The sequence below is a fragment of the Chryseobacterium sp. D764 genome (assembly GCF_019317325.1).
Taxonomy (GTDB): domain Bacteria; phylum Bacteroidota; class Bacteroidia; order Flavobacteriales; family Weeksellaceae; genus Chryseobacterium.
Genome location: NZ_CP079219.1, coordinates 2,716,278 through 2,739,812, shown reverse-complemented (window position 1 = coordinate 2,739,812; position 23,535 = coordinate 2,716,278). Strand labels below are relative to the sequence as shown.

The 23,535-nt window shown below is 35.6% G+C and carries 22 protein-coding genes; 10 read left to right on the top strand and 12 right to left on the bottom strand.

Going from position 1 to position 23,535, the window contains the following annotated elements; genetic code table 11:
- Positions 1-54 precede the first annotated feature (54 nt).
- From KYG33_RS12420 to tilS, 6 genes are all read right to left on the bottom strand, one after another.
- Entirely contained in the window at positions 55-837 is a 783-nt protein-coding gene (locus tag KYG33_RS12420) for an alpha/beta fold hydrolase (RefSeq protein WP_077419351.1), read from the bottom strand.
- Positions 838-946: 109 nt separating this feature from the next.
- Positions 947-1,471, bottom strand: coding sequence for a biopolymer transporter ExbD (locus KYG33_RS12415; RefSeq protein WP_077418817.1), 525 nt, complete (start codon positions 1,469-1,471; stop codon positions 947-949).
- Between the two features lie 304 nt (positions 1,472-1,775).
- Positions 1,776-3,311, bottom strand: coding sequence for a T9SS type A sorting domain-containing protein (locus KYG33_RS12410; RefSeq protein WP_219071835.1), 1,536 nt, complete (start codon positions 3,309-3,311; stop codon positions 1,776-1,778).
- A 158-nt stretch (positions 3,312-3,469) separates the two neighbouring features.
- Positions 3,470-5,008, bottom strand: coding sequence for a T9SS type A sorting domain-containing protein (locus KYG33_RS12405; protein ID WP_219071834.1), 1,539 nt, complete (start codon positions 5,006-5,008; stop codon positions 3,470-3,472).
- 122 nt (positions 5,009-5,130) lie between these two features.
- Positions 5,131-7,200 carry a protein-disulfide reductase DsbD family protein gene (locus KYG33_RS12400; RefSeq protein ID WP_077418820.1) on the bottom strand — a complete coding sequence of 690 codons (2,070 nt, stop codon included), beginning with the start codon at positions 7,198-7,200 and terminating at the stop codon, positions 5,131-5,133.
- Positions 7,190-8,539: a tRNA lysidine(34) synthetase TilS gene (gene tilS / locus KYG33_RS12395; protein ID WP_219071833.1), complete on the bottom strand. Its 1,350-nt coding sequence runs from the start codon at positions 8,537-8,539 to the stop codon at positions 7,190-7,192. Before tilS ends, KYG33_RS12400 begins: the two co-directional genes overlap by 11 nt.
- Before the next feature lie 87 nt (positions 8,540-8,626).
- Here tilS and KYG33_RS12390 point away from each other — a divergent pair, with 87 nt between their 5' ends.
- Entirely contained in the window at positions 8,627-9,460 is an 834-nt protein-coding gene (locus tag KYG33_RS12390) for an OmpA family protein (protein WP_047385985.1), read from the top strand.
- Between the two features lie 52 nt (positions 9,461-9,512).
- Here KYG33_RS12390 and KYG33_RS12385 read toward each other — a convergent pair whose 3' ends face one another.
- The 3 genes from KYG33_RS12385 to KYG33_RS12375 are packed head-to-tail and all read right to left on the bottom strand — an operon-like array spanning position 9,513 to position 11,699.
- On the bottom strand, positions 9,513-10,496 hold the full coding sequence (locus KYG33_RS12385) for an HTTM domain-containing protein (RefSeq protein WP_257468767.1): 984 nt from the start codon (positions 10,494-10,496) through the stop codon (positions 9,513-9,515).
- A complete protein-coding gene (locus KYG33_RS12380; protein WP_077418823.1) occupies positions 10,480-11,052 on the bottom strand; it encodes a hypothetical protein in 573 nt (190 codons plus the stop codon). The genes KYG33_RS12385 and KYG33_RS12380 overlap by 17 nt, the downstream gene beginning before the upstream one ends.
- Positions 11,053-11,105: 53 nt before the next feature.
- Positions 11,106-11,699: a hypothetical protein gene (locus KYG33_RS12375; protein ID WP_077418824.1), complete on the bottom strand. Its 594-nt coding sequence runs from the start codon at positions 11,697-11,699 to the stop codon at positions 11,106-11,108.
- 840 nt (positions 11,700-12,539) lie between these two features.
- Between KYG33_RS12375 and KYG33_RS22620 the strand changes: the two genes are divergently transcribed.
- From KYG33_RS22620 to KYG33_RS12350, 6 genes are all read left to right on the top strand, one after another.
- Positions 12,540-12,695 (top strand): CCPGW family putative bacteriocin, encoded by a 156-nt coding sequence (locus KYG33_RS22620; protein WP_410493605.1) that lies wholly within the window; start codon positions 12,540-12,542, stop codon positions 12,693-12,695.
- A gap of 128 nt (positions 12,696-12,823) precedes the next feature.
- Positions 12,824-13,471: an O-methyltransferase gene (locus KYG33_RS12370; protein WP_077418826.1), complete on the top strand. Its 648-nt coding sequence runs from the start codon at positions 12,824-12,826 to the stop codon at positions 13,469-13,471.
- Positions 13,472-13,556: 85 nt separating this feature from the next.
- Positions 13,557-14,273 carry a C40 family peptidase gene (locus KYG33_RS12365; protein WP_047385994.1) on the top strand — a complete coding sequence of 239 codons (717 nt, stop codon included), beginning with the start codon at positions 13,557-13,559 and terminating at the stop codon, positions 14,271-14,273.
- 22 nt (positions 14,274-14,295) lie between these two features.
- A complete protein-coding gene (locus KYG33_RS12360; protein ID WP_077418827.1) occupies positions 14,296-14,763 on the top strand; it encodes a DUF1648 domain-containing protein in 468 nt (155 codons plus the stop codon).
- A complete protein-coding gene (locus KYG33_RS12355; protein ID WP_077418828.1) occupies positions 14,760-15,104 on the top strand; it encodes a cupin domain-containing protein in 345 nt (114 codons plus the stop codon). The genes KYG33_RS12360 and KYG33_RS12355 overlap by 4 nt, the downstream gene beginning before the upstream one ends.
- Positions 15,105-15,109: 5 nt before the next feature.
- On the top strand, positions 15,110-16,342 hold the full coding sequence (locus KYG33_RS12350; RefSeq protein WP_219071832.1) for a 3-deoxy-D-manno-octulosonic acid transferase: 1,233 nt from the start codon (positions 15,110-15,112) through the stop codon (positions 16,340-16,342).
- Here the strand turns inward: KYG33_RS12350 and KYG33_RS12345 are convergent.
- From KYG33_RS12345 to KYG33_RS12335, 3 genes are read right to left on the bottom strand one after another with little or no spacing between them, the layout of a single operon-like run.
- Positions 16,334-16,960 carry a deoxyuridine 5'-triphosphate nucleotidohydrolase gene (locus KYG33_RS12345; RefSeq protein ID WP_219071831.1) on the bottom strand — a complete coding sequence of 209 codons (627 nt, stop codon included), beginning with the start codon at positions 16,958-16,960 and terminating at the stop codon, positions 16,334-16,336. The two genes, KYG33_RS12350 and KYG33_RS12345, sit on opposite strands and share 9 nt — an antisense overlap.
- On the bottom strand, positions 16,960-17,715 hold the full coding sequence (locus KYG33_RS12340) for a glycosyltransferase family 2 protein (RefSeq protein ID WP_219071830.1): 756 nt from the start codon (positions 17,713-17,715) through the stop codon (positions 16,960-16,962). Before KYG33_RS12340 ends, KYG33_RS12345 begins: the two co-directional genes overlap by 1 nt.
- A gap of 23 nt (positions 17,716-17,738) precedes the next feature.
- Positions 17,739-18,716 carry an acyltransferase family protein gene (locus KYG33_RS12335; RefSeq protein WP_077418832.1) on the bottom strand — a complete coding sequence of 326 codons (978 nt, stop codon included), beginning with the start codon at positions 18,714-18,716 and terminating at the stop codon, positions 17,739-17,741.
- Positions 18,717-18,914: 198 nt separating this feature from the next.
- Here KYG33_RS12335 and KYG33_RS12330 point away from each other — a divergent pair, with 198 nt between their 5' ends.
- From KYG33_RS12330 to KYG33_RS12320, 3 genes are all read left to right on the top strand, one after another.
- A complete protein-coding gene (locus KYG33_RS12330; RefSeq protein ID WP_077418833.1) occupies positions 18,915-19,388 on the top strand; it encodes a lipocalin family protein in 474 nt (157 codons plus the stop codon).
- 182 nt (positions 19,389-19,570) lie between these two features.
- Entirely contained in the window at positions 19,571-22,384 is a 2,814-nt protein-coding gene (leuS, locus tag KYG33_RS12325) for a leucine--tRNA ligase (RefSeq protein ID WP_219071829.1), read from the top strand.
- Between the two features lie 240 nt (positions 22,385-22,624).
- Positions 22,625-23,488: a MotA/TolQ/ExbB proton channel family protein gene (locus KYG33_RS12320; RefSeq protein WP_047386005.1), complete on the top strand. Its 864-nt coding sequence runs from the start codon at positions 22,625-22,627 to the stop codon at positions 23,486-23,488.
- The last annotated feature ends 47 nt before the right edge of the window (positions 23,489-23,535 follow it).

The window sequence follows — 23,535 nt, the reverse complement described above, 5'->3', positions numbered from 1 at the left end:
CTAATATACAGGATTTTTTATTAAAGGCGATTTTAATCTATCAGGAAACTGATGTTATAAAACAAGTTTTTTAGGAAGGTTGTGGAGAAGTTCCGTATTGATGATTTCAGCACAGATGCCGGGCTTTTCCCAATGTCCGTTGTGTCCGCAGTCCAGAATATAAGATTTGATATTTGTCCTGTCCGGAAGATGTTTGATCATCATGTCAGTTTTCACTGCGTTATCATGCTTGCCGGCTAATACTAAAATTTTAGCTTCCAGATTTTCCAGGATATGTTTTTTGTCGGTTCTTTCCACCATGCCTTTCACACAGGCAAGAGCCCCCAGATTATTTGTAGATAGGGCTGTTTCAAGAGCAATTTCAATTTTTCCTTCCAGGATATCCCTTTCATTTGGATTAAATAAATTGGGAATGCCCGCTCTTGCATAATGGGCAAATGCATCCTTAATGATCCTGTAGCTTTTGATGCGCTGTTGTTTTTTCTCTTCATCATCCGGAAAATAAGTAGAGAAAAATAAAGTTAAGCTTTTTAAAGAGTTGGGATATTTTTCTGCAAAAGCAAGAGAGGTGTATCCTCCCATGGAATGTCCCAAAAGGTGAACTTTTTCTACATGCTGATCGTCTAAAACTTTTTTTACTTCTTCGGCCATCAGTTCCATGGTGTGAACTTCCGCAAGAATTTCAGACTGTCCGTGGCCGGGAAGGTCAATTTTGAGCAGTGAAAAATCTTTGGAAAGATGATGCTCCATATCGCTCCAGATGGATAGGTTTTCCATAAATCCGTGAAGAAGTACCAATGCTTCTTTTCCGTTTCCTTTTCTTTCAAAGTTCAGCATGATTTCAAAATTATAGAAGGTTAAAAATAATACAGCTTTTACGTACTGCAGATCAATTTTCCTTTCAAATGTAAACAAAAAAGAGCATTTTAAAAATGCCCTTTATCTTTTATTGAGTTAATTCCTTGTAAATCTTTGTTTCCCAAGGCTTGATATCGGTTACGCCATATCGTTCTTTTTTGGAAATGGCCAGGTTGTCCAGCATATCCACAAAATTCTTATAATTGGCTTCGTCTGTTGGCTTCACAATTACGGTGAAGTTTTTAGGTGCCGGTGCATTTTTATAAGCTTCAGAAATAATTTTTGAAATTTTTATTCCACTGAAATCTGTTTCTTTAAGATTTCCTGTAGTTAAGTCTGTAGCATTACTTTGATGATAAAACACACGGTTGTCTTTTCCAAGGATAAATGTAATCTGGTTTTTATCGCCAATTACATTAATGTTTTTTGGATCAGGGTTTGGATCTTTTGCTGGTAATCCTAAATCCATTACATTAGGTTTTGTAAAGTTAGTGGTGAACATGAAGAACGTGATGAGTAAGAATCCCAGATCTACCATAGGAGTCATGTCTACTCTGATCATTTTTTTCTTTTGTTTGCTGCCTTGTTTTTCTTGTGCAATTACTTCTGCCATGATTGAAAGTTTTTAAATGTTAAACGGTATTTGTTGTATAATTCTTGCAAAACATATGCCTTGTTTGATGAATAATTAATAGATTCATGAATTTATTGATTGTTTTTATGGCGATTTTAAACTTTCCTGTCTTTTTAATCTATTTTTTTTAAACCGATAATCATGATGTTGTTGGTTTACTGATTATTAAATTTTCAGGATACTCTTTGTCTGAAGATTATAAAAAAAACTCGCACAATAAAGTGTGAGTTTTTCAATTATAAAGAAATAATTATTTTGTTAAGCTTAAATATTTACCAATAACTTATCTGCTGACTGTTATTTTCTTGGAGAGAATGATTCCGTCTTTGTTTTTGATCTGCACAATGTAGATTCCTTCTGAGAATGTAGAAGTATTGATTTTTATTTTTTCTTCGTTATATTTTTGAGAGAAAAGTTTTCTTCCGGACATATCCGTGATGCTGATAACTGTTTCTTTGGGAAGATGATCCGCATAAAAGAAATCCTTTGAGGGGTTAGGGTAGAGGTTAGGCTTATTTGTCGGGTGGTTTTCTGAGATTCCTAATTGTTCCGGGCTTAGTTTCACAACCCAGGCATCAATTAACCCATGATTTCCTGTAATATCTCCACTTGTAGAAAATGTATTTCCTGAAACAATATATCCATTATCATTGGTTAGCTCAATAGAGCTAAAGTATTCGGTGTCTGGACCTCCCAGAGTTTTTTCCCATTTCAGGTTTCCATTAGTATCCAGTTTTACGATCCAATAGTCCAGATCGCCATGATTTCCAGTTACCTGTCCGTTATTGGAAATTGTCCAGCCTCCGACAATATATTCCCATTCAGGGGTTTGTCTTATTGTTATTGCGTTGTCATGAAGGCTTCCCCCCAAATATTTATCCCACTGTATAACTCCGCTATTATTTAGTTTTACTACCCAATAATCAGGAAGACCGTTTTCAATGTTTGTGGGGTCATAAGAAGTACCCACCACAATATAACCGCCATCGAAAGTCTGTTGTGCAGAATATCCCAAATTATCACCAATATTACCCAGTGTTTTTTCCCATTGTATATTTCCGGAAAGATCAAGTTTTACCACCCAAAAATCGTTGTTTCCGTAGCTTACAGTAATATGGCCATCTGTAGATACGGTGGTTCCTGCAATAATGTATCCTCCGTCAAAAGTTTGCTGAACAGAATTCAGCTGATCGCTGTCACTTCCTCCCAATGACTTCTGCCATTGTATATTTCCGGAGCTATCCAATTTTACAACCCAATAATCCTGTCCTCCCTGATTCCCACTCACATCCCCATCATTAGAACTGGAGGTTCCGGCAACAATATATCCTCCTTCGGCGGTCTGCTGAATAGATTGAGCTTCATCAATACCGCTTCCTCCTAAAGATTTCTGCCATTGTATGTTTCCGGAGTTATCCAATTTTACCACCCAGAAATCAAAATTCCCATGGTTTACAGTAGTATCTCCGTCTGTAGATTTAGAAGATCCGGCGGCAATGTATCCTCCATCTGTAGTCTGGCGGATAGACTGAAATATATCATTATTACTTCCTCCCAGTGCTTTTTGCCATTGTATATTTCCATTGCCATCCATTTTTACTACCCATCCATCTCCTTCGCCATGGTTTCCACTAACATCTCCGTCGTTTGATGATGTATCTCCGGCCATGATGTACCCTCCATCAGAAGTTTGCTGGGTATAATGCGCGGTTTCGCCCTGAGTTCCTCCTAAGGCTTTTTGCCATTCTATCGATGGAGCAGTCTGAGCTGTAAATAATGAATAGGTAAGGAATGAAAAAGTAAATATATAATATCTCATATGTATTTGAATTGGTGATAGTTATTCAAATATAATTAATTTTACACTACGCTTGGTGTTTTATTGTTTATTTAGTTGATTATAATAAAAATAATTATTTTTCTAAGCTTAAATAATGTATTGATGTTATTGGTGAATGACTGAATTTTATCAATAAACTATCTGCTGACGGTTATTTTCTTTGAGAAAATGATTCCGTCTTTGTTTTTTATTTGCACAATATAGATTCCTTCTGAGAATATAGAAGTATTGATTTTTATTTTTTCCTCATTATTTTTTTTGGATAAAAGTTTTCTTCCTGACATATCAATAATGTCCATAACAGTTCCTTTTGGAAGATGGTCCACATAAAAGAAATCTTTTGCCGGATTTGGGTAGAGGTTAGGTTGATTCATTTTCTGACTTTCCGAGATTCCTAATTGTTGCGGGCCTAATTTTACGATCCACCCGTCAATGTTTCCGTGGTTCCCTGAAACATCTCCATTGTTGGAGCTGGAATATCCAATAATAATATATCCACCATCCACTGTCTTTCGGATAGATCCTGCGCTCTCATTACCAGTTCCGCCTAAAGATTTTTGCCATTGAAGCGTTCCGGTATTATCTGTTTTTAAAATCCAGAAATCACTGTTACCATGATTTCCTAGCACGTCGCCATTGTTAGAATTGGAAAATCCTGCAATAATATATCCCCCATCAGCGGTTTGCTGAATAGAGTTGGCGACCTCACTGTTGCTTCCTCCAAAAAATTTTTGCCACTGTATATCTCCATTACTGGCTAGTTTTATGATGCCATAATCGGAATTTAGAGCATAGGGAGGAATTGCCCTTTCGTATACTCCAGCAACAATATAACCTCCATCAAAAGTCTGTTGGATAGAATGGACAACATCAAATCCGGTTCCGCCTAAAGATTTCTGCCATTGTATATTCCCATCCGAATCCAGTTTTACGATCCAATAGTCTGTTCCTCCATATATCTGTGTGACATCTCCATCTGCAATATTTCCGGTGGTCCCTCCAATAATATATCCATTATCAGAAGTTTGTTGAATAGATTGTACTTCTTCGGCTGAACTACTGCCTAAAGACTTTTGCCATTGTATATTTCCTGTGGAATTTGTTTTAATGATCCAGATATCTGAACCTCCATGGCTTCCCAGTATATCACCATCAGTAGAATAGCTTGTTCCGGCAATAATGTATCCTTCGTCAGACGTTTGCAAAATATCTTGTGCAATATCACGATCGCTTCCACCCATAGATTTTTGCCATTCTATATTTCCAACTGAATCTAATTTTACAATCCAATAATCTTCAAGACCGTTGTTGTTGGTAAGATCGCCATCTACAGAAGTTGATGCTCCTGCGAGAATATAACCTCCATCGGAAGTTTCCCGTATAGACTGGAATAATTCTGCCTGGCTGCCTCCTAATGATTTTTGCCACTCTATGCTTCCGTTGAAACTCAACTTAAGAATCCATGCGTCCCTGCTGCCAAAATTTCCCGTAAGGTCTCCATTATTGGAAAAGGTAGAACCTGAAATAATGTATCCCCCGTCGGAAGTTTGCTCAACAAAATGAAACATATCTACATTACTTCCGCCCATAGATTTTTGCCATTGAATGGAAGGAGCAGTCTGGGCGGACAAAATAGAAGTTAAGAATAATGATAGAATCACCGTAAAGTTTCTCATTTTTTTTGATTGGGTATTAGTTTGCTCTAATGTAATTAATTTATTTTGATGTTTATTCAAGTCATTAGAAATAAAAAAACTCACACGGTAAAGTGTGAGTTTTTCAATGATATGTAAATGTTTTATTTACTCTTTTTATAGTAATTAACACCGCATTCCAAGAATTTCTTGAAATCCTCTTTTGGCATATATCCTGAAACCGGAGTATTGATTACTTTTCCGTCCGGAGTTATCAAAACATAGTGAGGCTGCGAGTTATTGTTAAAGTTAACCTGCTGGAATAAACTCCATCTGTCACCGATTGTTTTTACCTTTTTGATCTGCCCTTCACCAAGGTCAATTTTAGTTTTTTGATCCTCCGGAAGCTCTTCTTTGTCATCCACATACAGAGATGCTAATACTACATCGTTCTGAAGGATAGGTAAGATATCTGGTTCGCTCCATACAAACTCCTCCATTTTTCTACAGTTTTCACAACCGTATCCGGTGAAGTCAATTAAAATAGGTTTATCTTCTTTTTTGGCAAGTTCTATTGCTTTGAAGAAGTCGTGTTCCGGATGCATTCCTAAAATTCCATCTTTTTCATCATGGAAATAACTTACGTTCAGTGGAGGTAAAATCCCGCTTAACAACTGCAGTTTTGGACGGTCAGATGGTATTAATCCCTGGATTAAATAGATTACAAAACCTATTCCCAATGCGCCTAATATCTTTCTTGTAATGGATATTTTAGGCTTTTTATCATCATGCGGGAATCTGATGAATCCTAATAAATATAATGCTAATCCTAATGCTACGATGATCCAGATTGCAATGAAAAGTTCTCTTTTTAAGAAGAATGTCTTAGAAACAAGATCTGCTTTAGATAAGAATTTCAAGGCTAAAGCCAATTCTACGAAACCTAAAACTACCTTTACCGTATTCATCCATCCTCCGGATTTCGGAAGACTTTGTAATGCTTGCGGGAATAAAGCCAATAGTCCGAAAATGATTGCCCAGGCAAGACCAAATCCTGCCAATGCAAATGTCAATAACATCGGAACGTTAGTAGAACCCGTTACTGCACTTCCTAGTAAACTTCCTAAAATTGGCCCTGTACAGGAGAAAGAAACAATCACCAATGTCAATGCCATGAAGAAAATACCGATAAGTCCTCCTGCTTCTTCCGCTTTAGAAGATTTATTAGCAATTGAACTCGGTAAAGTGATATCATAATATCCGAAGAAACTTCCGGCAAAGAAAATGAAAATGATAAAGAAGGCGATATTCAGCCATACGCTGGTAGAAATCTCGTTGAAGATATTTCCTGCAATCCCGTCGATAATGTGGAAAGGAATACTTAATAAAACGAAGATAAGAAGAATGAAAAACCCATAAATAAGAGCATCTCTTTTTCCTTTCGCTTTGTTCTTGCTGCCTTTCGTAAAGAATGAAACTGTTAATGGAATCATTGGGAAAACGCAAGGCGTAAGCAACGCGATCAGACCGCCTATAAATCCTAGGAATAAATAGGTCCAGTAATTTTCGTCCACTTTAGTAGAAGCAGTACCACAATCTGTTAATGGTTTTTTGAAATCTATCGTTTCAATTTTCAGCTGCTTAGGATCCAGTTTTGAAGTTTCTGTGATCGCAACTTCTGTTTTGGCAGGATTCTCAGTAACCGTTTCAGTTATTTTTACAGAGTCTTTTACAGGAGCCGCTGTTTCCTCAGTTGCGGCCTCTTCTGTTGCCCCTTTTGGGGTAACTTTTTGGTTGAATTCTAATGTATTGGGAGCAAGACAAACTCTGTCGTCACAAGTCTGATAAGTAATTTCAGACGTGACATCTGCAGGTTTTGTCGGATCTTTTAATTTAAATTTCTGCTTAAATCCTGCTGAATTGGAGTAGAAGACAATTGTTCCACCAAAAGCTTCAGAAAACTCTTCATGTTTTTTACCTACTTCGGTAAACTTCCCAATCAGTTCAATATTCTTTCCCGTAACTTTATACTCAGTAGGAATTCCGGTATCTTCCGGTAAATCTTTTGAGTAAATGTGCCATCCGCTTTCCATAGTAGCATTCAATACAGCTTCGTACTGATTGTTTCCCAGGTCGTTGATGGTGAATTTAAACTTTACAGGATTTTTTATTTGCGCATTAATCCCTGTCGCTAAAAATAGTAGAATTAATAAAAACCAATTTCTAAATTTCATTGTTCATTTCATTAAAAATTTTGAGACTCCATTTTGTCTTCTCATTCTTTGCATATCTTCTATCCTGTCTGAAGGGAATGATCCCTAGTACAGAATCATTACTGTCAGTCAGTATCCAGATTTTTTGCCTCGCTAAAATAGATAATTTTTCGTCCCTAAAAAACTTAGAAACTTTCTTTTTCCCGGAAAAACCGGTTGGATACAACTCGTCACCCTCTTTTTGTTTTCTCAAACGTAGTGGGAAATGAAGTTTGTCAGCATCAAAATCCCATTCAAACCCCTTATTGATTCCATCAATGCTTTCAATGTAATCTACGAGATTGATGTTGATTTGGTTTTCGGAAAAATCAAAATGATCAATCAGTACAATTTCCTCTTCGATTTCCTTTTCATTGCTTTTGTCAATAAAAATCAGTTCATCACGATTGACAATCAACTGATATTCTTTTGAAAAAAATGAACTGTTGTTTTCGGCTTTAAAAATTTTTGGTATTTCTTCCTCCTGGTTGAATCCGTATTTTTTTAAAATTTCAAATTTTACGAAGTCGCTTTCCTGATCCAGCTTTTCCTTTGATAAGATTTTATTGTTTTGGTTAAATACCGTAAGACGATTTTCGATCTCCTGAATCTGTTTCTGGACAAAATCTTTAGTTTGGTTCAGGTACAAAGAACTTTTTTTGAAGTTTTCCAGAAAATGGTCGTTGGTTTCCATCAGCATCGGAACAATCTCATTTCTAATCTTATTCCTCAGGTAATCATTTTTTTTATTAGACAAATCTTCCCGGAATTCAATCGTATTTTCCTCAGCAAACTGATAAATTTCTTTTTTTGAAAAATTCAATAGCGGTCTGAGAATATAATTGTCATTTGATGGAATCCCACTGAGTCCGTTGATGCCAGCAGCTTTGGAAAGGTTGATGATGAATGTTTCCAGCTGGTCATTCAGATGATGAGCAGTAACCAGAAATTCCAGTTTTTCCTTTTTCTGAATTTCTTTAAAAAAGGTATATCGAAGTTCCCTCGCCCAAAGCTGAATAGAATTCTCAGGTTTTCGATCCTTTTCCGAAACTTCATACAAATGAAATTTTATATGATTTTTCTCACAAAAATCTTGCACTGTTTTTTGATCCAGATCCGAATCATTACCACGAAGTTTATAATTGATATGGGCAACGTGAAACTGGAATTCTGAATCTTGGTTTTTGTTCCCAAAATCCCTGAATAAAGAGGCAAGAACTATAGAATCTGCTCCTCCGCTTACCGCCAGAAGATACGTATGATTTTCCGGTTCGTGAACGAGATTTTTTAATTGACTGATAAAGCTTGATTTTTCCAACATAGATGTTGAGAATTTCTTTTATGCAAAGATAACCGATATAATTCAATTGAATTTTCCTAACTTTGAGTAGTCTAAAAATGATTATTTATGAAGATTTTAAAAATTGTAGCAGTTTCTGCAATGGCGCTGGGAATGACATCTTGTGTCAGCAAGAAGCAGTATGATGCTTTGAGCTCAAACTATAAGCAGTGTATTGAAAATATCGGAGAAAGACAGAGAGAAATTCAGGATTTGAAGTCTCAGAACTCTGCATTGTCCGGTGAAAATAACTTGCTGAAAAGCCAGCATGATGCTTTAAAATCATCACTTGATGCATGTCTTTCCAATACCGGAAAAAGTTCTGCTAATATTGATAAACTGGTAGGAGAAATCAATGCTTCCAATTCTTATATCAAGCAATTGATCTCTAACAATGCTAAGAATGACAGCCTGAACCTGGCGTTGTCTAACAAGCTGAAGAGATCTTTAGATAATGTATCAGATCAGGATGTACAGGTGAAGGTATTGAAAGGAGTGGTAATGATCTCTCTTTCAGATAATATGTTATACAAAACAGGAGATTACAACATTCTGCCTGCTGCTCAGGAAGTGTTAGGTAAAGTAGCAAAAGTAATCAATGACTACGATAAATATTCAGTATTGATCGAGGGTAATACAGATAATGCTCCACTGAACTCTCCAAATCTTCCGAGAGACAACTGGGATCTTTCTGCATTGAGAGGTACTTCTGTGGCTAAAGTTCTTCAGACTCAGTTTGGAGTAGATCCGGCAAGAATTACAGCTGGAGGTCGTTCTGAGTACAACCCGAAAGCAACGAACATGAGCGTTTCAGGTAGAGGCGAAAACAGAAGAACGGAAATCATCATTATGCCTAAGCTTGATGAGTTTATGAAACTGATGGATATCGCTCCTAAGAAATAATCACTCAACCATACATACAAATAAATCCCGAAGCAATTCGGGATTTATTTTTTTATGAGTTAATCTGTTTCGGAATATAATGAGCTGATATTTTTTTCTTTGAATAAGGAACTGCTTTTTTCGCTGTTTGCTCAAAATAAAAATTGGTGATATTCCATACGATCATAATAGCTGAAAAGTAGTATAAATTAAGAACGAGTGCGATTCCTATATGCATAGAAATTGTTAGGAAAAGCCATGTCTTCTGAGTCGGTTTGTACCAGATGAAAAACGGGTAGCACATCTCGATGATAATGGTACTCCATCCCATGAAACTTAAGAGATAAGAATGTTCTGTAAGCCAGCTGAAATCAAAATTCAGATCTCTGTTGGAATAGGGCAGATGAATGGCTTTCCAGATAGATTCTCCGTTCCACCAGTTGAAACCTAAAGCTTTATCCAGTCCGGAAAAGAAGTAAGCAATTGAAATATGAACCTGAAATAATCTTTTTACCGGTGTGGTATTTATCTCTCGTGATTTTCTACTGAAAATAAAATTCCTGAGTGAAAAATGTTGGTCTGAAGGAAAAAGGATGAGATAAAATAAAGACATGCTTGTGAAAAAGTCTGCACCATATGCAAAGAAAGAACTTCCTTTGAGTAATGCAATTTGAAGTATAAGTAAAAGAAGTGCAGAGCCTCTGGAATAAAATCCGGTAATGATCAAAATGCACAAGGTAATAAATGATATTTTGGTCATCACAATTGTTGTACTTTCTTCAATGCCGAAGCCCTGTAAAAAGGTGATGATTTTTGAGAAAGTAATCAGCCAGTCAGGAGTGAAAACACTCATAATATCCTGTGGAATAATACTGCTGCTTGAAAATAATTTGTCAAAATCCGGGATCACTGCGAGAAACTGTAAGAGGATAACAGTTCCTATAGCAACACGGAAGAAGCTTAAGAATTCCGTTTGATTGTCCTGTTTGAAAAAGAAGCTTTCAAGTTGGGTATAAAGTACATTCAGCTTTTTCATCACTTTAATGTTTGAATTCATCAATAAGAATAAGATTTTCATTCGTTTTTCCCTGTTTAAAATCTGCAATAGTAGGGTAGTCGTACAGATAAAGTTTTGTAGTAACACTGGCAGCTTTTGGGTTTTCTTTCATCACATGTGCTGCAATCTGTCTGATAATAATATCCAGATACTGATAATATTTTTTGTCATAGGTATTTTTATCGGAAATTTTATCCAGAAACATATTAAAGACAGTAGTATATCTCACTCTGCTCTCCTTACTTTTGAAATAAGGCATGGTCTTTTGTTCCAGGAGAGTTCCATTCTTGTCTTTCAGCTCAAAGCTCATTACAAAATCACTGGCAACATTCGGTGCATAAAAACCATATCCGGTATCAAAACCGGTATAAGCTGTAAACATATTGATAGGTTTTGATTGGGCAAAGTTCTCTGATATCACATAAACCAGAGGTTTATCATAGTTTTTGTTTTCATAATAAAAACCGTAGTAGCCATCAAACGTTCCCTTCATACCAATGGTAAATACCATCAATATGATAATGAATATTCCGGATAACTGAAGCTTTTTTTTCATGACAAAAAGATTTAAGAAAAGGCTGTCTTCAGAACAAAAACAGCCTTTAACTGTTATTTGTAGTTAGCCAACACACTATTAAGTTTTACATTGATTCTTGGATCAATAGCTGTATTGACTTTGTAAGATTTTATGATCACATTGGTAAGATTCTTTCTTCCCATAGTTGGCGGACAGATCGTATATTCTTCAGCACCTCTTATGGTAAGTTTACCTAAAGAAGCAATATCTTTCTGGCTCAGCAGGGCAGCATTAGTAGCAACCTGATTGTTTTGAATTGCATAATAATCCGTTCCAAGTTCTTTGGCTCCGTATTTTTTCAGGATGCCATCTACTTTAGCTCTTAGGTCACCGTATTTTTTCCAGTCGATATTAGCTTTCATTAAACATCCGCGGATGATATACTGTCTGTTGATTTTGTATATAATAAAATTGGTACCCAAACTATTCTGATGGAGTTTTTGTAGTTTTAATAAACTCTTCATGTCTTCATCAGAAATTTTTTTAACATCTTTAAGGATGTAATTGTTGTCTACAATGTAATTGCCTTTTTCTTTATAAAAAGACATTTCCTGAGGCTTTAGCTGGGAAAATATCATAACAAGTCCCACTATTGCTCCAATTAAAAATAAAGTCTTTGTTTTCATGTGGTTGTTTTAAAATATCCCTACTCTGTTTTAGGATTTTCGGGGGCCTCCTCGTGTGAGTGTTTCATGGTTGAGAAACTTAGATCAAATGTAGAATTATGTAAGTGCTTAAGAATAAGTGTTTATCCTGTTTTTTTATAAGGACTTTAACCTGTAATATTGAAATGTGAAGATTGGAAATATGAGGACCCCGGAATAACAGGCTGCTTAATGATAATCCAGACTGTTTTTATTGATGTTTATAACAATGGTTTGTCAGATGAACTCAGAAAAGTTCTTTTGAATTGAAGTTGGGAAATGTTGGTCCCGGAATGGGATTAGATTGTTGATCCAATGATCAGGAAGAATAGCTGATGGAGTTTGAAAAGAGATACTACTGCTTAAAAAAAAATAAATCCCGAAGGTGGCCGGGATCTATTTTTAATCAAATTAATTCTTCCTTTTTCAGGAGTGAAATAATTCGTAGCAAAAATGAAGTGGATATTTCTTTCTTAGTTTTTGCTGCAGAAGAATCAGTTTTGCCTTTCAGCATAACTTTTTTGTGATTCCCATGGTTAGTTTGTGTCTCTCCTGCAATCATCTTGTTTCTCTTAGTGTTTTTACCCCTTATTCTCATTGCAAACTTACAACGGATACCACAAAAATACCATCCGTATTTTCACGGTATTTTATATGGGGGTTTTCCCGGTATGATGTGTTTTTTTAATTTCTAACCAATTATTAGCGTATAATTGTTTGGTTAACAAAAGAATGTGTATATTTAAATCCCTTTAAAAGGAAATAAAAAAGAGGTGTCCGAAAATCTTAAAGAGTAGGAAATTAATACTAAACAAAATAATTATGAAAAATTCAAAAAAACTTTCAAGAGTAGAAATGAAAACTGTACAAGGTGCTATTAGAGGATGTAATCCACAGATATTTTGTACTAGCCCACAAACAGAGTGTTGCCCAGGATGGGTTTGTGCTGGTATAAGACAATATTGTATAGCAGTATAATGATTTTTACATAAAATTTAGATATGGCTAAGAAAAAGAGAGGGATTAATTTCTCTCTTTTTTGTATCTTCTTGTTGAATTTAAAAACTAGCTTTAAAATCCTTAAATTTGTTTTAAATTAAAATTGTATGAGTTTTTTTGAAGAAAAGAATCCTGAAATGGACAGATATTTGGAAGCACACGCTTCTTCGGAATCCGAAATTCTGAAAAAACTGAGAAGAGAGACTTATCAAAAGACGACACAGCCTCATATGATTTCCGGATACCAGCAGGGAAGGTTATTGACTATTATTTCCCAGATGCTGCAGCCAAAAAGTATTTTGGAGATAGGAACATTCACAGGATATGCTACTCTATGCCTTGCATCAGGATTGGCAAAAGAGGGGAAAATTACAACGCTGGATGTGAACGAAGATCTTGCCTATTTGCCGAAAAAGTATTTTGAGACCAGTGAATATGCCAATCAGATTGATTTTAAACTTCAGGATGCCAAAGAATTCTTGCAAGAAACAGATGAGTTTTTTGATCTGATTTTTGTGGATGCTGACAAGGAAAATTATGCAGAATATTTTAGATTGATAAAACCTCACACCAAATCCGGAACGGTAATTTTGTTTGATAATGTTTTGTGGTACGGGAAAGTGCTTGAAGAAAATCCGAAATTGAAATCTACGCAGTCTATCCAGGAATTGAATGATTTGGCGGCAAAAGACGAAGATTTTGAAAATCTTATTTTACCTTTGCGTGATGGAGTCAACTTTCTTCGCAGAAAGTAATTAAAATATTCAAAGAGTAAAATAGTTAAAGATTGTACAGATCGTATTTTAATCTTAAATTATTCAATCTTTAAATTGAGAGTTAATGAATAAAGGAATTTGTATTGTTACAGTAGCGCCGGTTCGTGCAGAGAATTCTGACAGAGCTGAAATTGTTACGGAAATATTGTTTGGAGAAAGTGCAGATATTTTGGAAGTAGATAAAAACTGGACCAAAATAAAAATGCATTACGACGGCTATGAAGGATGGATGGATACCAAACAGCTGAAACCGGTAACGGATGAAGAGCTGGCAGGCAGAAAAGTGACTGTCGTTACTGAAGATTTTTCTTCCGTTTTAATGAATGATGGGAAGACACTATTGTCTATGGGATCAGAAGTGGAGTTCCCGGTGGTTGCTTCAAGAAGAAGTCATGATGTACGTGAAAGTATTGCCCTTACGGCAAAAGAATTCCTTAATGTACCTTATCTGTGGGGAGGCAAAAGCTTTTTTGCTGTAGACTGCTCAGGATTTACTCAACTGGTATATAAAATTCACAATATTAAAATTCCAAGAGATGCTTCACAACAGGCTGAGGTAGGAGAGCCGCTTACTTTTATAGAGGAAACACAGCCCGGAGACCTTGCATTCTTTGAAAATGCAGAAGGAAAAATTATCCACGTAGGAATTATGCTGGGTAATCAAAAGATCATTCATGCTTCCGGGAAAGTAAGAATTGATACATTGGATTCCACAGGGATTTTCAATAAAGAAATGAACAAGCATACTCACAAGCTGAGAGTATTGAAAAGTGTAATTTAATCCTAATTCAATCTCATCTGAAATGGAAAATACTCTTTTTATAATTTTTGATATTTTTAATTTTGGATGGGTCGCTTTTTTGTGGGGATTTACCCTGAAAAACTATAGCGCATTGCCAGAGAGAATTCCTGTACATTTTGATATGGAAGGAAAGGCTGATGGATTTGGTGGGAAAATATATGCATTTCTGATGCCTGTATTAGCTCTTGGGCTATATGCCCTGTTCGTCTATGGATTAAGACATCCTGAAGATACTAATTTCCCTGTAGAAATTACAGATCAGAATATGAATGCTCAGTTTTTAATTATGAAAATTGGATTGAGAATACTTTTTGTTGTACTGGCAATCATTTTTACAAATATTCAGGACTATATGTTCAGATATGCTGCAGATGATCAGGCAAAACCCAAAATTTCATTTGCCACCATATTTTTATCCGTTGTGTTATTTACTCCTGCACTACTTTTTATTGCCCATATATTCAAATGATACATTCTAAAGATAATTCTGAGCACTATATCTGGGGAAACCATTGTGACAGCTGGATTCTGAAAAACACAAAAGGCTTATCTGTGAAGCAGGAAAAAATGCCTGCGGGAACATCAGAAAAACTGCACTTTCACAGAGTAGCAGAGCAGTTTTTTTATATTCTGAAAGGAGAAGCTGTATTTTATATTAATGAAGAGAAATTCCAGGTTAAACAGGGGGAGTCTATTTCTATTGCACAGGAATCAAAACATTATATCTCCAATGAATCCACCAAAGAAATCGAATTTTTAGTCATATCCAATCCACCTGCGGATCACGATAGAATTGAAATAAAAGAATAATTAAAATGGCTTTTCTATACACTATATTTATCAGTCTCCTTACTTTCGGAATGAAGGTTTTTGCATTGATTAATGATAAAACTAAAAAAGGCGTTGAAGGAAGAAAGCAGTCTTTGGATAAAGTAAAATCAGCATTTACAAAAACAGATAAAGTAATCTGGATGCATGCTGCCAGTTTGGGAGAATACGAGCAGGGATTACCTGTCCTGGAGAAGCTTAAAGAGAATTTCCCTCAGCATAAAATTTTGGTGACTTTTTTCTCTCCCTCAGGATATGAGAATGTCATTAAAAAGAAATACATCGCAGACGTTATTTGTTACTTGCCATTCGATAAAAAACATACTGTGAGGGAATTTATATCGCAGTTTAATACTGAACTATTTTTTACGGTTAAATATGATTATTGGTATAATCTGCTTGCTGAACTGAAAAGTAAAGGGACAAAAATATACGTTATTTCCGCTCTGTTCTATGAGAGACAATCCTTTTTTACTTCCTATGGTAAATGGTTTGTAAAGCAGCTTCAGAAAGATGTAGATTGGTTTTTTCATCAGACTCAGTTTTCCTTAGCCTTGGCTAAAAGTGTGGGATTGATAAAATCTTCCGTAACGGGAGATACAAGATTTGACAGAGTAAAACAACTTCGTGAACGGAACAACCATGTAGACTTTATAGCAGACTTTAAAGGAGATCATAAAGCTGTAGTTTTTGGGAGCTCATGGCATGCTGAAGAAAAGATAGCAGAAGTGATTTCCCGTAAAAACAATACGGTGAAACTCATCATAGCACCACATGATCTGAAAAGAGTAGAACATTTGCAAAATATATTTCCCGATGCTTTATTATACAGCCAAATTCAAAACATTCATATTTCCAGCACTCAGGTTCTGATTATAGACAGCATTGGTTTACTGTCAAAATTATATTCTTACGCAGATGCAGCTGTTGTAGGAGGGGGGTTTCATGATGCCGGACTTCATAATATTCTGGAAGCGGCAACTTTTGGCGTTCCTGTGATTTTTGGAAATCAGTACAAAAAGAATCCGGAAGCCGATGATCTCATCGCTGCGAACGGTGGGAAATCATTTTCAGACGAATATACAGCTGCAGAATTTGTTTTATTTCTTATGAATGAAGACAATCAGGAAGAGCTTACAGAAATGTCTCAAAATGCGGAAAAATTTGTAGATGGAAAACCAGATTCTACCAAAATGATTCTGGAGAAAATTTTATCGTAAATATCCCTGGCTTTTCATTTCCTTCATGATCTGATCTATGTTTTCAGGAATCCTGTCACATTCCAGCCAGCTGGTATCAAGGCCATTGTTGACGCAAAGTTTTTGTAGATAATGATTTTCTGAGATCTTCTCTTGGGTGTCACGCAGATATTCATCAATTTCCATCCAGTAATCCTCATCCAGTTTTTTAATAAGAGTCAAAGATTTGAATAATTTGTTGATGACATAAATATAAAGCTTGTAAACATTATCAAACCTTTGTCTGCTGAGGTCACTGTTGTTTTCCAGGATTTTATTGATAAGAAGAAGATTCAGTGAAACTTCCCCGAATTTATCTGTGGTAATTTTGATGTGTTCAGTAATCTCTGCACTTATCTTTCGGATGATCGTCAGGAAATAGGGAGCGTTTCCGGTGTATTTTGAGGCTAAAAGAACCTTTTCCGTTACAATTTCCTCCATTGCATCTCTCTTATCATCTGTAGTTTCCGGATCAATAAGTTCGAAATACAGCTTTTTCGACAGTAATTTATCCTTTCTCAGAAGTCTGAAAATAAGTTTGTCTTTCTCGGTAGCGGAAAAAGCGCTCAGAGCGGCTTTAAACTCTTTTGAATACTCCATTAATTGAAAATTTTCGAATATTTCATGAATCCGTTCAGTGCCCAGTTAGCTGTATAATACAATGATTTTACTGTTGAAAATCCCATGAAATCTTTATAGACAAGATATTGATCTTTGATGATGTTTTTTTTCTTTCTGGAAACACTGTTTTCGCGCATTCTGTATTTTGCCAGGGTCTTTTGTACAGGAATCCCTTCAGGAATTACTTTTAAAAGATTAAGCCACATGACATGATCTTCACGCTTACTTTTTACAGGGAACAAAAACTTACCTGCTCTTTTGGTATCGTACATCGTAGAAACCGGTGCCAGACGGCATGTCTTCAACAGATTGGAGAACGTAACGACTTTATCAGCCAAAAAATCTTTTAGAATAGGCTGAAGCTGTTCATCACATCTGGAATAATTGCAGTAGACCAGTTCTGCATTATGTTCCTGCATGTAATCCGTCATTGTTTCCAGATATTCCGGATACCAGTAATCGTCAGAATCCAGAAAAGCAATATATCTTCCCTGAGCTCTTTCCAGGCTATTGTTTCTGGCATTTCCTGCTCCGCCATTTTTTTCCAGTACCTGTAGTTTTATTCTTGGATCATTATATTTTCTGATGATCTCAACAGTATTATCTGTGGAAAGGTCATCAGTAATCAGCCATTCCCAGTTTTCATAGGTTTGGTTAAGAACAGACTGTATGGTTTCCTCGATAAATTCTGACGAATTATAACAGGGAGTGATAATGGAGACAAGATCTTTCATTTATGTTTTTTGAGACTGTAAAATTATAAAAATCTTTTTTCATAAAAATGCCATGAGCTTACCCCTACAGCAATGACTACCAACATGCATACCAGAGCCATTACAAACGGATTGTAATCTTCAAATAACCCTAAAGTCTGGAAAGTTCTGATAATTGGGAAGTGAAAAATGTAAATTCCGTATGTGAAATCACCATATTTTCCAAAATTATTTAAGAATTTGAATGAATAGGCAATATACATTACGATAACACCGATCATCATTGGGGAAAAAAGCTGAATTTTTAAGTATAAATCAATCCAAGCGGTAGCGAGAGCGATGATGAAAATTATATTTTTATGTTTGATAAATTTATCAAAATTAAAGTAAATCAACATTCCAGGGATAAAATAGGATAATGTTCCGGGAAGCTGTTTAGCAAGTGAAATTTTATGTAATGATTCAAAATAATTTAGATAAATAAGTGACAAAAAGTATAAAATAATCAAACTTATATTTCTGTATTTATTATTCTTTCCAAAAAGCAAAAACAACAACGGTACTGCGAAATAGTAGCACATTTCTATTTTCAGTGTCCAAAGAGCACCATTTACTGCTTGATTTCCAAAAACTCCGGGAAGCCAGGGTGCTTTGAAATTTAAAAATAATGAATTCCAGAAAAGGTATTTGTAAACTTGTGTATTACTGAAATATTCGGTGAAAGAATATGTACTTACCAAACTTAATAAAATTGCACATAAAAAAATAACCAATAAGTAAGCGGGAACAATTCTTTTGATTCTCTTTTTTAAATAACTTTTCAGGCTTGAAGACCTGTCATAACTCCTTGCTATAAGAAATCCGCTGACTGCAAAGAAACCGAAAACGGCAATTTCTATAGGGCTGTGCTCAAAAATTTTAAGATCAGGAGAATTACTGAGGGTGCCCAGATGTCCGAGAAAGACAATAAAGGCAAGGAGAACGCGTATAAAATCAAAATTGTTTTTCGTAATATCCTGCATTTGTATTTTCTTTTTTGCAAAAATAACTTTTTTAATAAAATGAATGGGTTCATGTATTCATTATTTGTTAAATAAAGGGAAAATGAGGTCTGAGGGTTTTAAAATATATATAAATAAAGGTCGATGAAATAATTTTTCATAAAAAATAGTAATATAAATCAAAAAAATTATAATTTTAGCGCTTGAAAAAATTGATCTATGAAGAAATTAGCATTACTATTTGCAGGTTTGTCTTTGTTTGCAGCTACAGGATGTAGTGATGACAATGATCCTGTTCTGGAAGCTCCTCTAGTTGGGACATGGCAACCGTTAAAAGAAGTAGTTACCACTGTAGAGGTTGGTGAAGACCCGGTTTCTAACACGATTACTTATACTGACTGTCAGAAGCAGACCAGATGGTTTTTCAGCGTTGACTCCAAAGGAGGAAAAACGAACTGGGGAGATACCGCTACACCTGGCCAGTGTGCTATTCTTTCTGATATAAAATTCAATTATACCTATAATAAGGAAGGAAAAGACGTTCAAATGAAAATCCAGGGGATCGTAGAGCCGCAAAATGCAAAGGTTATTACTTTGGATGCTACAACGCTCAATCTTGCTGTAAGAGAGGAAACTCAGGATCCTACTATATTCCAGACAAGAACATATACCTTCAAAAGAATTACTCAATAATAGGATGTACTTCAGGATATAAAACAGATCTCATCTCCGGATGGGATTTTTTTGTTGGGGATAGAATTGCAATTCATCATAAATTAAATTTCCATTTACTTTAAAATCATTATTTTTGTGAATCTTGTTAAAAAGAAAAATAATTCAATATTTTAAAGTCTAACATATAACATATATATAAAGTGTTTTACGATCATCAGCAGATAGAAAAAAAGTGGCAGAAATACTGGGAGGAAAATCAAACCTATAAAACCTCTAATAACACAGATAAACCCAAATTTTACGTACTCGATATGTTTCCGTATCCATCCGGAGCAGGTCTTCACGTAGGTCACCCGCTGGGATATATAGCATCTGATATCTATGCAAGATATAAGAGACATCAGGGGTTTAATGTTCTTCACCCCGTAGGATATGACAGTTTTGGACTTCCTGCTGAGCAGTATGCTATCCAGACAGGGCAGCATCCGGCTGTTACTACAGAACAAAATATTAACAGATACGAAGAGCAGTTAAGAAAAATCGGATTTTCATTTGACTGGAGCAGAGAAGTGAGAACTTCAGATGCCTCTTACTATAAATGGACACAGTGGATCTTTATCCAGCTGTACCACTCATGGTATAATAAAAATACCGACAAGGCAGAATCTATTGATTCCCTGATTCAACACTTTGAAGAAAAAGGAACGGAAGGATTAAATGCCAATCAGAACGACGAATTAAATTTCACAGCAGAAGAATGGAAAATGGCTTCTGATCTTGATAAAGAAGATATCCTGTTAAACTATCGTCTTGCTTACAGAGCAGAAACCACTGTAAACTGGTGTCCTGCGTTAGGAACTGTATTGGCAAACGATGAAGTAAAAGACGGAAAATCTGAAAGAGGAGGGTTTCCTGTTTTCCAAAAGAAAATGATGCAGTGGAGTATGAGAATTTCTGCTTACTCTGAAAGATTATTACAAGGATTGAATACTTTAGACTGGCCACAGCCTTTGAAAGATTCTCAGGAATACTGGATAGGAAAATCTCAGGGAGCGCAGGTTCAGTTTCAGGTAGAAGGCCACGATGAAATCGTTGAGGTATTCACGACAAGACCTGATACTATATTTGGAGCAACTTTTATGGTATTGGCTCCAGAAAATCCTTTAGTAGAAACTATTACTACTGATGCTCAAAAAGTAGAAGTAGATACTTATATTGAAGAAACTTCCAAAAAAACGGAAAGAGACAGAATGTCTGACGTGAAAAACGTGAGTGGAGCTTTCACAGGAAGTTATGCAATCAATCCGTTCAGCAACGAAAAAATGCCAATCTATATTTCAGACTATGTATTGATGGGATATGGAACAGGAGCAGTGATGGCTGTTCCGGCACATGATGAACGTGACCACAGATTTGCAAAGAAATTCAACCTTGAAATTAAAAAAGTTGTAGAGACAGAAGAAGACATTCAGGAAAAATCTTTTGATTCCAAAGATTCCGTTTGTGTAAACTCTGATTTCTTAAACGGATTGAATTATAACGACGCAAAGTCAAAAATAATTTCCGAGATCGAAACTAAAGGAATCGGTCATGGAACAACGAACTACAGACAGCGTGATGCTATTTTCTCAAGACAGCGTTATTGGGGAGAACCTGTTCCTATATATTATAAGGATGGGATGCCTTACACATTGCCTGCTTCTGCTTTACCATTACAACTTCCTGAAGTTGAAAAATATTTACCAACAGAAGACGGAGATCCGCCATTAGGAAATGCAAAAGAATTTGCCTGGGATGAAGCTAACCAAAAAGTAGTTGCTACAAATCTTGTTAATGATAAAACTATTTTCCCGTTAGAATTATCTACAATGCCGGGCTGGGCTGGAAGCTCATGGTATTTCCTTAGATATATGGATCCTCAGAATGACGGAGAATTCTGTGCCAAAGATCTTTCAGACTATTGGGGACAAGTAGATTTATATATAGGAGGAAGCGAACATGCAACAGGCCACCTATTATATTCCCGTTTCTGGAACATGTTCTTAAAAGACAGAGGATATATCAATCATGATGAGCCATTCCAGAAATTGATCAACCAGGGGATGATCTTGGGAATGAGTGCATTTGTGTACAGAATTGACGGAACCAACCAATATGTATCTAAAAACTTAGCAAAAGATTACCAGACTCAACAGATCCACGTTGACGTATCCTTATTAAAAGGGACTTCAGACGAATTGGATACTGAAGCTTTCAAAGCCTGGAGACCTGATTATGCTAATGCAGAATTTATCCTGGAAGATGGAAAATACATCACAGATCGTGAAGTAGAAAAAATGTCCAAGTCAAAATACAATGTTGTTAATCCTGATGATATCTGTGAAGAGTATGGCGCTGATGGTTTAAGACTGTATGAAATGTTCCTGGGTCCATTAGAACAATCCAAGCCTTGGAATACGCAGGGATTAAGTGGAGTATATGGTTTCCTTAAAAAATTCTGGAATCTGTATTTCAGCGAAGATACATTTGAAGTTTCAGAAGAAGAACCTACAAAAGCAGAATACAAAATTTTACATACCTTAATAAAGAAGGTGGTATATGATATTGAAAACTTCTCTTTCAATACTTCTGTATCGTCGTTTATGATTGCTGTTAATGAACTTCAGAAAATAAAATGCAATAAGCGCAATATTTTAGAGCCGCTGGCCGTTATCATCTCTCCGTATGCTCCTCATATCTGTGAAGAACTATGGAATTTGTTAGGACATGATACGTCTATTGAATTTGAACAGTTCCCGGTATTAAATGAAGATTATCTGGTTGAGGACGAAATTCAGTATCCGGTAAGTGTAAATGGTAAAATGAAGTTCAAAATTTCACTTTCAGCTCAATTATCTGCCAAGGAAGTGGAAGATTTGGTGATTTCGAATGAGAAAATGCAACAAATTTTGGAAGGCAAAACCCCTAAAAAAATCATTGTAGTCCCTCACCGTATTGTGAATATCGTAATTTAAATAAAATTTAACATTGGGAAATTAAAAAAAATGGGTGTCTTATTTTTTTGATTTTTTAACTCAAATGTTAAATTTGGGAAAAATAAATAAAATATTTAAAAATAATTATTATATCGAAATCGTATTAAAATTTCTTTATCAAAAAAAAGCAAAATGTTTAATTAAGACTCTTGCATTTTAATTAATTTTGCCTTTAATTTACACCCTGTAAAATTTTAAAACAATATAATTTAGTTAAATATGGAAATGAATGTTTCAAAAAATGATGAGCAAGTAGTTGCTAGAAAGGCAGGAGGTTTAAATCCAGCTGTTATTATTCCTATTCTATTTATTATAGGAGTATGTATTTATTTATTCGTTCTTGGGAGCCCAGGAAACTTTAAAGATGCAGATAAACTAGGAAGTGGTTCTGTAGCCTTTTCAAGTGTTGAAGGAAAAGACATTCACCCAGAATCGTTCTTAGGTATTATCTACAAAGGAGGGGTTATCGTACCAATCTTGATTACTTTCATGATTACTGTAATCGTTTTCTCTTTTGAAAGATATTTCGTTCTTGGTAAAGCTGCTGGAAAAGGAAACTTAGACAACTTCGTTGTACAAGTAAGAAGCTTACTAAACCAAAACAAAATTGACGAAGCTATCGAAGAGTGTGACAGACAACAAGGTTCTGTAGGTAACGTAGTAAAAGAAGGTCTTACTACTTACAAAGCACTTTCTCACGATACTACATTAAATAAGGAGCAGAAAATGGTAGCTCTTAACAAAGCTATCGAAGAAGCTACTACTCTTGAGATGCCAATGCTTGAGAAAAACATGATGATCCTTTCTACTCTAGGTACAGTTGCAACGTTAATCGCACTACTTGGAACCGTAATCGGGATGATCAAGGCATTCTTCGCATTAGGTTCAGGAGGTGGTACTCCGGATGCTGCTGCTCTATCTACAGGTATCTCTGAAGCCTTGATCAACACGGCATTAGGTATTGGTACTTCAGCAATCGCTATTATCCTTTATAACTTCTTTACGTCTAAAATTGATGGATTAACTTACAAGATCGACGAGATCTCTATGAGTATCCAACAATCTTTCGCTGAATTCAACTAAGAATTAGCAAGATATTTGCATTAGCAATTAAAAGAAGTTTAATTAAA

What these genes read in the sequence shown, in the direction of transcription:
- KYG33_RS12335 (WP_077418832.1), bottom strand. Translation starts at nt 18,716, where the DNA reads ATGCAGGATATTACGAAAAACAATTTTGATTTTATACGCGTTCTCCTT.
- KYG33_RS12330 (WP_077418833.1), top strand. Translation starts at nt 18,915, where the DNA reads ATGAAGAAATTAGCATTACTATTTGCAGGTTTGTCTTTGTTTGCAGCT.
- KYG33_RS12385 (WP_257468767.1), bottom strand. Translation starts at nt 10,496, where the DNA reads ATGAATTCAAACATTAAAGTGATGAAAAAGCTGAATGTACTTTATACC.
- KYG33_RS12380 (WP_077418823.1), bottom strand. Translation starts at nt 11,052, where the DNA reads ATGAAAAAAAAGCTTCAGTTATCCGGAATATTCATTATCATATTGATG.
- KYG33_RS12350 (WP_219071832.1), top strand. Translation starts at nt 15,110, where the DNA reads ATGGCTTTTCTATACACTATATTTATCAGTCTCCTTACTTTCGGAATG.
- KYG33_RS12345 (WP_219071831.1), bottom strand. Translation starts at nt 16,960, where the DNA reads ATGGAGTATTCAAAAGAGTTTAAAGCCGCTCTGAGCGCTTTTTCCGCT.
- KYG33_RS12415 (WP_077418817.1), bottom strand. Translation starts at nt 1,471, where the DNA reads ATGGCAGAAGTAATTGCACAAGAAAAACAAGGCAGCAAACAAAAGAAA.
- KYG33_RS22620 (WP_410493605.1), top strand. Translation starts at nt 12,540, where the DNA reads ATGAAAAATTCAAAAAAACTTTCAAGAGTAGAAATGAAAACTGTACAA.
- KYG33_RS12340 (WP_219071830.1), bottom strand. Translation starts at nt 17,715, where the DNA reads ATGAAAGATCTTGTCTCCATTATCACTCCCTGTTATAATTCGTCAGAA.
- KYG33_RS12375 (WP_077418824.1), bottom strand. Translation starts at nt 11,699, where the DNA reads ATGAAAACAAAGACTTTATTTTTAATTGGAGCAATAGTGGGACTTGTT.
- KYG33_RS12370 (WP_077418826.1), top strand. Translation starts at nt 12,824, where the DNA reads ATGAGTTTTTTTGAAGAAAAGAATCCTGAAATGGACAGATATTTGGAA.
- KYG33_RS12410 (WP_219071835.1), bottom strand. Translation starts at nt 3,311, where the DNA reads ATGAGATATTATATATTTACTTTTTCATTCCTTACCTATTCATTATTT.
- KYG33_RS12400 (WP_077418820.1), bottom strand. Translation starts at nt 7,200, where the DNA reads ATGAAATTTAGAAATTGGTTTTTATTAATTCTACTATTTTTAGCGACA.
- KYG33_RS12320 (WP_047386005.1), top strand. Translation starts at nt 22,625, where the DNA reads ATGGAAATGAATGTTTCAAAAAATGATGAGCAAGTAGTTGCTAGAAAG.
- KYG33_RS12390 (WP_047385985.1), top strand. Translation starts at nt 8,627, where the DNA reads ATGAAGATTTTAAAAATTGTAGCAGTTTCTGCAATGGCGCTGGGAATG.
- KYG33_RS12360 (WP_077418827.1), top strand. Translation starts at nt 14,296, where the DNA reads ATGGAAAATACTCTTTTTATAATTTTTGATATTTTTAATTTTGGATGG.
- tilS (WP_219071833.1), bottom strand. Translation starts at nt 8,539, where the DNA reads ATGTTGGAAAAATCAAGCTTTATCAGTCAATTAAAAAATCTCGTTCAC.
- KYG33_RS12405 (WP_219071834.1), bottom strand. Translation starts at nt 5,008, where the DNA reads ATGAGAAACTTTACGGTGATTCTATCATTATTCTTAACTTCTATTTTG.
- KYG33_RS12355 (WP_077418828.1), top strand. Translation starts at nt 14,760, where the DNA reads ATGATACATTCTAAAGATAATTCTGAGCACTATATCTGGGGAAACCAT.
- KYG33_RS12365 (WP_047385994.1), top strand. Translation starts at nt 13,557, where the DNA reads ATGAATAAAGGAATTTGTATTGTTACAGTAGCGCCGGTTCGTGCAGAG.
- KYG33_RS12420 (WP_077419351.1), bottom strand. Translation starts at nt 837, where the DNA reads ATGCTGAACTTTGAAAGAAAAGGAAACGGAAAAGAAGCATTGGTACTT.